This window comes from Rhodoblastus sp., from assembly GCF_052145335.1.
Classification (GTDB): Bacteria; Pseudomonadota; Alphaproteobacteria; order Rhizobiales; family Beijerinckiaceae; genus Rhodoblastus.
This window is the reverse complement of record NZ_JBKQOU010000276.1, coordinates 1-8,294: the sequence shown is the minus strand read 5'-3', so window position 1 is coordinate 8,294 and position 8,294 is coordinate 1. Positions and strand designations below refer to the sequence as shown.

Here is an 8,294-nt window from a genome sequence, read left to right as displayed (position 1 = left end):
GCCGCCGCCGCCCGAAGCGCGCTCGAAGCGGCCGGGGAAAAGGTCGATGCAGCCGACTTTTCCCGCGCTTGCGCCAGGGCGGCAGGCTCGGTGCGGGAAGCCTTGCGGCTGATGTCCAGCGCCGACTCCGAATTCGACGCTTTGGTGGAGCGCGCCTTGTCGCAATTGCCGGCGGTCGATTGGCGCAATGTCCATCGGATCGCCGACCGCGTGGTCGGGCGCGGGCGTGAGACCGAATATGACGCCTTTCTGCAAGCCGTCTTCGCCTGGCTCGCCGCCGCCCTGCGCCGCGATGAGGGCCGGGGGCCGCGCGCCCTCGCGCCTTACGCCATGGCCTGGGAGCATCTGGAGCGCGAGGCGCGCGATCTCGAAATATTCAATCTCGACAAAAGGGCCTTCGTGCTCATCGTCTTTTCGCAATTGACGGCAGCGGAAAGCGCCGCCCGCGCCGCCCTGAACCCGCACCTGATCTCATAGGTGAAAACCTGTGAGATCAGGTTGGGAGCGAATGCGACGCCGAGCTGATGCGAGGAGTTCGCCGACCGCGACCTCGCGGTCGGCGAGAAAAATAAAATGAGGTTGTTTTGAACGAAGCTCCCCTGATCGAAACTTTCCAGTACCGGCTCCTCGCCTGCGACGGCGGCGCCCGTCTCGGCGAGATTTTCACCCCACGCGGCAAAATTCGCACGCCGGCCTTCATGCCGGTCGGCACCGCCGCCACAGTCAAGGCGATGTATCCCGAGCAGGTGCGCGAACTCGGCGCCGACGTGGTGCTGGGCAATACCTATCACCTGATGCTGCGCCCCGGCGCGGAGCGCGTCGCTTCGCTCGGCGGCCTGCACAGGTTCATGAACTGGCCTTATCCCATCCTCACCGACAGCGGCGGCTTCCAGGTGATGTCGCTGGCGAAACTGCGCAAGCTCGACGAGAACGGCGTGACCTTCCAGTCGCACATCGACGGTTCGAAACACGTGCTGACGCCGGAACTGTCGATGGAGATTCAGCGCCTGCTCGGCTCCGATATCCAGATGCAGTTCGACGAATGCGTGAAACTGCCTTGTTCGACCGAGGAGGCGGAACGCGCCATGCGCCTGTCGCTGCGCTGGGCCGAACGCTCGCGCAACGCCTTCGGGACCCAGCCCGGCCACGCCTGTTTCGGCATCGTGCAGGGCGGGGCCGAGCCGACGCTGCGCATCGAGAGCGCCAAGGCGCTGGCGGACATGGATTTTCACGGCATGGCGGTCGGCGGGCTGGCGGTCGGCGAGCCGCAGGCGATCATGCTGGCGATGATCGAAACGGTCATGCCGCATCTGCCCGAGGACAAGCCGCATTACCTTATGGGCGTCGGTTCGCCCGACGACCTGATCGAATCGGTGGCTCGCGGCATCGACATGTTCGATTGCGTCATGCCAACGCGCGCCGGACGGCACGGCCTCGCCTATACGCGCTTCGGCAAGATCAATCTGCGCAACGCCCGCCATGCCGACGATCCGCGCCCCCTCGACGAAAAATCCTCATGCCCGGCGGCGCGCGATTATTCGCGCGCCTATCTGCATCACCTGATGCGCTGCGAGGAAATATTGGGGATGATGCTGCTGACCTGGGTCAATCTGGCCTATTATCAGGAACTGATGGCCGGCATGCGCGGCGCGATCGCGGAAAGAAACTTCGCCGATTTCCGCCGCCGGACCAAGGAAGACTGGGGCAGGGGCGGGGAGCCGCTGGGTTCCTGAAATTGAAAGAGCGGAAAGACCTTTTGATCTTTCCGCTCTGCCTCGCCTTGTCCCATCTCGCATCGAAGAAGCCGAATACGGTCCACTCCCCAGCGCCTCCCGGCAATTCGATACGAAAAACGTCCTCCCGCGACTTGGACTGCAAGCACGCGCCGATTTTCCGGCTGCGACTATCCCTTGGGATAGCGGCGGTACGTTAATCGAAGGATTTGGGGTTGTCATCAAGCCTTTGGAGGGAACGTGAGAAAAAAAACTACGTAAGTGGTCGGCCGCAAGGGATCTAATCTCCGCGCACTCAAACTCGCGCCATCCCGCTCCTTCTTGGGGTCCGCGACCGCATCGCCTTGCCTCGCCCCGGCACATACCTTATCGAAGCGCTTCGACAGGACAGGCCGCCATGAAAGATTTGCACGAAGAAATCCGCCAGCATCACGACAAGGTATTGATCGTCGATTTTGGCTCGCAAGTGACGCAGTTGATCGCGCGGCGGGTGCGCGAGGCGGGGGTCTATTGCGAAATCGCGCCTTTCCAGTCTGCCGAAAAAGCCTTCGACCAGATCCAGCCCAAGGCCGTGATACTCTCTGGCGGCCCCGCCTCGGTGACGGAGCCCAATTCTCCTCGCGCGCCGCAAAAAATCTTCGACGCCGGCGTGCCGATCCTCGCCATCTGCTATGGCCAGCAGACCATAGCCGAGCAGCTTGGCGGCGCGGTGGAAGGCGGTCATCACGCGGAATTCGGCCGCGCCAATGTGGAAATCATCGAAGACTCGGCGCTGTTCGACGGCGTCTGGAGCATTGGCGGCTCCTATCAGGTGTGGATGAGCCACGGCGACCGCGTCACAAATCTGCCGGAAGGTTTCACCGTCAAGGCGCGCAGCGAAAACGCCCCCTTCGCCGTCGCCTCGGACGAAAAGCGCCGGATATTCACCACCCAGTTTCACCCCGAAGTGGCGCATACGCCGGACGGCGCCAGGCTCCTCGCCAATTTCGTCCACAAGGTCGCCGGACTGAAGTCCGACTGGACCATGGCGGCCTTTCGCGGCGAAGCCGTCAAGGCCATCCGCGAACGGGTCGGGCAGGGGCGGGTTCTCTGCGGCCTCTCCGGCGGCGTCGACTCGGCTGTCGCCGCCGTGCTGATCCACGAGGCCATCGGCGAAAACCTCACCTGCGTCTTCGTCGATCACGGCCTGCTGCGACAGGGCGAAGCGGGAGAAGTCGTCACCCTGTTCCGCGACCATTACAATATCCCGCTGGTCCATGTGCAAGCGGAAGACCTGTTCATTTCGGCGTTGGAGGGCGAGGCGGACCCGGAAACCAAGCGCAAGACCATCGGCCGGCTGTTCATCGAGACCTTTGAGGCGGAAGCGAAAAAAATCGCCGCCGACGGGCGCGGGGCGCCGGAATTTCTCGCCCAGGGCACGCTATATCCCGACGTGATCGAAAGCGTCTCCTTCACCGGCGGCCCCTCGGTGACGATCAAGAGCCACCATAATGTCGGCGGCCTGCCCGCGCGCATGAACATGAAACTGGTCGAGCCTTTGCGCGAATTGTTCAAGGACGAAGTGCGGGTGCTGGGACGCGAACTCGGCTTGCCGGAAGCTTTTGTCGGCCGCCATCCTTTCCCCGGTCCCGGCCTCGCTATCCGCTGCCCCGGCGGCATCACCCGCGAAAAGCTCGAAATCCTGCGCAAGGCCGACGCGGTCTATCTCGACGAAATACGCAAGGCCGGGCTTTATGACAAGATCTGGCAGGCTTTCGCCGTGCTGCTGCCGGTGCGCACCGTCGGCGTGATGGGTGATGGGCGCACCTACGACCACGTCTGCGCCTTGCGCGCCGTGACCTCGGTGGACGGCATGACGGCGGATTTTTATCCCTACGACATGGCCTTCCTCGGCCGCGCCGCGACCCGCATCATCAACGAGGTCAAGGGCGTCAACCGCGTGGTCTATGACGTGACGTCCAAGCCGCCGGGGACGATCGAGTGGGAATGAGGGAGATCGCGATTTGAAGTTTCAAGTTACGGTCATTCCCTCTGGAAACGCCACTGCTGTCGAAGTCCCCGCCGAAGTCATGCAGGCCCTGGGCCCCGAAGCACAGAAGTGCGACAACGCCGGATCGGCAAGCTGGTTGCGGCTTTGAGGCGCTGACGGAAAGTATCGGATCAGCTGTTCTGACCGCGCATGAAAGCAGCCCCGATTCATGGTAAGTTTCTCGTTCCGGCGTGCAACCTGAAGGATAGATTTACTCGTCCAGCGTGGGGGCGCCGGCTGCGCTGCGACTTGGGAGGAGGGAAATCGCGATGTCGCTCAGAATCAACTCCGAAGCTCCGAATTTCACCGCGCAGACCACCCAGGGCCCGATCAACTTTCACGACTGGATCGGCTCCAGCTGGGTCATCCTGTTCAGCCATCCCAAGGATTTCACCCCGGTCTGCACCACCGAACTCGGCTATATGGCCGGCCTGCTGCCGGAGTTCGAAAAGCGCAACACCAAGATCATCGGCCTGAGCGTCGATCCGGTCGACAATCACGAGCGCTGGGCCAAGGATATCGAGGAGACCCAGGGCCACGCCGTCACCTATCCGATGATCGGCGACACGGACCTCAAGGTCGCCAAGCTCTATGACATGCTGCCGGAAGAAGCCCATGGCGAAGCCGGCGGCCGCACCGCCGCCGACAACGCCACCGTGCGTTCGGTCTTCCTCATTGGCCCGGACAAGAAGATCAAGGCTTCGCTCACCTATCCGATGACCACCGGCCGCAATTTCGATGAAGTGCTGCGCCTGCTCGATTCCGTCCAGCTGACCGCCAAACATGTCGTCGCCACGCCGGTCAACTGGAAGCCGGGCGAAGATGTCATCATCCCGCCGTCGGTTTCCGACGAAGCCGCGAAAGTGAAATATCCCGACGGGTGGAAGACCGTGAAGCCCTATCTGCGCGTGGTCGCCCAGCCCAACGGTTGAACGGAAAAAGCTTTCGTCCGTTTAGGACTCAAGTGAACCTATTTGCTCCGGCGTTTGCGCCGGGGCATGGCGCATGATCCTCAATTTGCGCGTGGGGCGCGAGAGCCATGATCTTTCGGCAGCTGTTCGAGCCGGTCTCGTCGACTTACTCCTACCTGCTGGCCAGCCGGCGCGGCGGCGAGGCCCTGATCATCGATCCGGTGTTGGAGAAGGTCGATCGCTACCTGCAATTGATGAAGGAACTCGACGTCCATCTGGTCAAGGCAGTGGACACCCATCTTCACGCCGATCACATCACCGGCCTCGGCGCGCTGCGGGATCGCACCCATTGCATCACGGTGATGGGCGAGCAAAGCAAGGTCGACGTCGTGTCGATCCGCGTGACCGACGGCGATCTGCTGGAGATCGAGGGAATCGGCCTCGATGTGATCTACACACCGGGACACACCGATGATTCGTATAGTTTCCTGCTTGGCGACCGCGTCTTCACCGGCGACACCTTGCTCATCCGGGGGACAGGTCGGACCGATTTCCAGAACGGCGATCCCCGAATGCAATATGAATCGCTATTCGGGCGTCTTTTAAAGCTGCCGGACGAAACGCTGGTCTTTCCCGCCCATGACTACAAAGGCGACACTGTCAGCACCATCGGCGAGGAGCGCGCCTATAATCCGCGCCTGCAAGTCAAATCCGTCGACGAATATGTCGAACTGATGAATAGCCTGCGCCTGCCCAATCCGAAAATGATGGATGTCGCGGTGCCCGCCAATGTCCATCAGGGTCTGGCGCAGGAGCAGATCGCCCGGCGCGGCTGGGCTTTTTCGCCGCAACAGGCCAGGGCGCTGATCGGCCGGCCGGACGTGGCTCTGATCGATCTGCGCGAAAAACAGGAGCGCGAGCGCCACGGCGAAATCCCCGGCGCCCTGCACCTGTCCTATCACGACCTGCAGGAGAATATTTCCCCGAGCGGCGTGTTGCATGTGCTCGGCTCGGAGCCAGGCAAGACATTGTTGTTTTATTGCGCCGCCGGTGAGCGTTCGGCTATGGCGGTACAGGCGGCGCAGGACGCCGGCCTCACCGGCGCCCGCCACATCGAGGGCGGCATCATCGCGTGGAAACGCGAAGGCGGCGCGCTGGCCTGAGCCCCAATAGCAGGGCGATCAGCGAAAGCTCGGTGGACGTTTCATCTAATTTGGCGCGCCGCTTGCTTTTCGCCCGGCGCAGCTTTGCTCCGCCGAAAGCGGACATAGATGCTGCGTCGGACAATCCCATTCGGAGGGCAATGCATGGCGGAGAGCAAGGTGACAGTCGATGAGAAGGGCGACGGCAAATGGGGATGTTTCCTGCATCTGCCGGATCATGACGAGCCGGTTTTTCTCGGCAAGGATTTCAAGAGCGAGGAACGCGCCGAAAACTGGCTCAACACCTCGGAAGCCGTGACCGCCATCGACATGATGACGCGGAAATTCAAGAAATAACATCTGTGCCAACCCCAGTCCTTGCGGGCCTCCGCAAGGACTGGTTCAGGGCAGGGGCTTTCTCGCCTTCTCCGTAAACGCGGAACATCGAGGGCTGTGCTTGTCGATTGCGTTCAAACAAAACGGCTAAATTCATGGACTGGGCATTTCGTGGAAGCATCTGACGTAAATCGGATTTATGTCGAAGTTTGCGGACGCCTGAGCACGCCGGATGTTACGTCGACGATGGTTGGCTGAATCTGCAGGCGTTCGTGCAGAATAATTTTGCCTCTTTTGGCGTGATGATGCGAAGCCTGTTTGATGAGACGCTTGAACCATTCAACAACCGGTCAGTGGAATCCTGCGTTTAGATGGACTGCGCACGTATGGAGCGATCAAGCATGATTTCGAGACTTGGGTCCCGAATTTTTCCGAACGCGGCGTGATCCTTTTCCATGACAAATGTGTTCACGACCAAGATTTTGGCGCCTTGGCGGTTATGGGAGGAACTCTCTCAGCGTCATCCGCATTTCAGCACGATTTTAAGTTCCATAATATAGATTATGCGAATCTGCGATTGAGGAAGCTGCTCCCCCACAACGGATTAAGTCCCCGCAGCGGTCTTCTTAAAGCGTCAGCCTCCACCATGCGGCGGGACGGCGCTTTTGTGAAAACGAGGGCCTCAGCGACAAGCCCAACCCCAAGCCCGTTTCACGCAATTGTGAACCCTGCTGCGATCAAGGGCGATTGGCTGTGACGAAACGGCTTTTCACGGCAAAAGCCTGCATTTTCGTTAGTCTGCGCGCATTTTTCCGCCGCAAACAATCTAGCAGATCCGCCCATTTGCTGCTAAAAGACTATTGCGCGGGCTTTGGAATAAAAAAATCACACACCATCGGCTAGCGTTTCCGCTCGACCAAAGACGGTTGGCGCGGGAGCATGGCGACGCTTGATCGTTTTTCGATCCGGGCGTCCTGAATGAAATGAGTCGGAGATTAATAGGCGGACATGAGCAAAGGTAGAGATTTTCGAGGACCCAGGAAGCGCGGATTTGATGATGATGCGCCCTCACCGTATGACGCCCCGCGCCAGTTTCGCCAGCCCCGCGCGCCGTTCGGCAGTCCGCCCATGGGCGGAGGCTTTGGCGGCGGCGAAGGCGGTTTTTCCGCCTCTCCATCTTCCGCTCCCGCTGGCGGCGGCGCGACAGTCGACGCCGTCGTGAAATGGTTCAAGGGCGACAAGGGCTTCGGCTTCGTCGAGCTGGCCAACGGCAGCGGCGACGCTTTCCTGCATATTGGCGCATTGCAATCTGCCGGCTTTGAATCCGTGCCGCCCGGCGCCAAGATGAAGGTTCAGGTCGCCAATGGCGTCAAGGGCCAGCAGGTCACCCGAGTGCTGGAAGTCGATACCGCCGGCGCCGCCGAACGGGCGCCGCAGCGCTCCTTCGACTCGCCGCGTCCGCCGGCGCGCCGCGCTCCAGACCTTTCCTCCGCCGTCGATATCGAAGGCGCGGTGAAGTGGTTCGACGGCGCCAAGGGCTTTGGCTTCGTCCAGGCCAACGATGGCGGCAAGGACGTTTTCGTCCATATCTCGATCCTCGGCGCGGCAGGCATTTCCCAACTGGCCGAAGGCCAGCCGGTGATGATGAAGGTCGTCGACACCCAGAAGGGTCGCGAAGCTGTCGCCATTTCGCTCGCCTGAGCTTTTGGCTGCCGTGAATTGATTCGGAGCAGGGCGGAAGCGCCCTGCTCTTTTCTTTTGGGATGGACACGAATATGCAGCCTTCGCGCGAAATTTCCCGCCTGCTGGCCATCATGGCCGCTTTGCGCACGCCAAACACCGGCTGCGCCTGGGATCTGGTCCAGGATTTCAAAAGCATCGCGCCCTATGCGATCGAGGAAGCCTGCGAAGTGGTGGACGCGATCGAGCGCGAGGATTTCGTCGACCTCCGCGACGAATTGGGCGACCTGCTGCTGCAAGTGGTCTTTCAAGCCCGCATGGCGGAAGAACGCGACCTGTTCGATTTCGGCGGCGTGGTCGAAGCCGTCACCAGCAAGATGATCCGCCGCCATCCCCATGTGTTCGGCGTGCCGGAACAGCGCACGCCGGAAGGAGTGGAAGGCGTCTGGGCGGAAATCAAGGC

At 61.2% G+C, this 8,294-nt stretch carries 8 protein-coding genes and 1 pseudogene; all 9 read left to right on the top strand.

Going from position 1 to position 8,294, the window contains the following annotated elements; genetic code table 11:
* A pseudogene (locus ACLP2E_RS17190) lies at window positions 1-477 on the top strand (DNA polymerase III subunit delta'); the annotation flags it as partial.
* Window positions 478-584: 107 nt separating this feature from the next.
* Entirely contained in the window at window positions 585-1,733 is a 1,149-nt protein-coding gene (gene tgt / locus ACLP2E_RS17185; RefSeq protein WP_442466624.1) for a tRNA guanosine(34) transglycosylase Tgt, read from the top strand.
* Window positions 1,734-2,130: 397 nt separating this feature from the next.
* Window positions 2,131-3,723, top strand: a complete 1,593-nt coding sequence (guaA, locus tag ACLP2E_RS17180) for a glutamine-hydrolyzing GMP synthase (protein WP_442466623.1) — start codon at window positions 2,131-2,133, stop codon at window positions 3,721-3,723.
* Between the two features lie 13 nt (window positions 3,724-3,736).
* Complete coding sequence (locus tag ACLP2E_RS17175; RefSeq protein ID WP_442464163.1) at window positions 3,737-3,871, top strand: hypothetical protein; 135 nt, start codon at window positions 3,737-3,739, stop codon at window positions 3,869-3,871.
* A 160-nt stretch (window positions 3,872-4,031) separates the two neighbouring features.
* Complete coding sequence (locus ACLP2E_RS17170) at window positions 4,032-4,694, top strand: peroxiredoxin (protein ID WP_442464164.1); 663 nt, start codon at window positions 4,032-4,034, stop codon at window positions 4,692-4,694.
* 107 nt (window positions 4,695-4,801) lie between these two features.
* On the top strand, window positions 4,802-5,836 hold the full coding sequence (locus tag ACLP2E_RS17165) for an MBL fold metallo-hydrolase (protein WP_442466622.1): 1,035 nt from the start codon (window positions 4,802-4,804) through the stop codon (window positions 5,834-5,836).
* Window positions 5,837-5,980: 144 nt separating this feature from the next.
* Entirely contained in the window at window positions 5,981-6,172 is a 192-nt protein-coding gene (locus ACLP2E_RS17160) for a hypothetical protein (RefSeq protein WP_442464166.1), read from the top strand.
* A gap of 987 nt (window positions 6,173-7,159) precedes the next feature.
* On the top strand, window positions 7,160-7,852 hold the full coding sequence (locus ACLP2E_RS17155) for a cold-shock protein (protein ID WP_442466621.1): 693 nt from the start codon (window positions 7,160-7,162) through the stop codon (window positions 7,850-7,852).
* A 74-nt stretch (window positions 7,853-7,926) separates the two neighbouring features.
* Window positions 7,927-8,294, top strand: a 368-nt coding sequence (locus ACLP2E_RS17150; protein WP_442466620.1) for a MazG nucleotide pyrophosphohydrolase domain-containing protein, incomplete at its 3' end; no start/stop codon positions are given.

Excerpts from the sequence above, each read along its gene's own strand:
- guaA (WP_442466623.1), top strand. The coding sequence starts at position 2,131 with ATGAAAGATTTGCACGAAGAAATCCGCCAGCATCACGACAAGGTATTG.
- ACLP2E_RS17170 (WP_442464164.1), top strand. The coding sequence starts at position 4,032 with ATGTCGCTCAGAATCAACTCCGAAGCTCCGAATTTCACCGCGCAGACC.
- ACLP2E_RS17165 (WP_442466622.1), top strand. The coding sequence starts at position 4,802 with ATGATCTTTCGGCAGCTGTTCGAGCCGGTCTCGTCGACTTACTCCTAC.
- ACLP2E_RS17160 (WP_442464166.1), top strand. The coding sequence starts at position 5,981 with ATGGCGGAGAGCAAGGTGACAGTCGATGAGAAGGGCGACGGCAAATGG.
- ACLP2E_RS17155 (WP_442466621.1), top strand. The coding sequence starts at position 7,160 with ATGAGCAAAGGTAGAGATTTTCGAGGACCCAGGAAGCGCGGATTTGAT.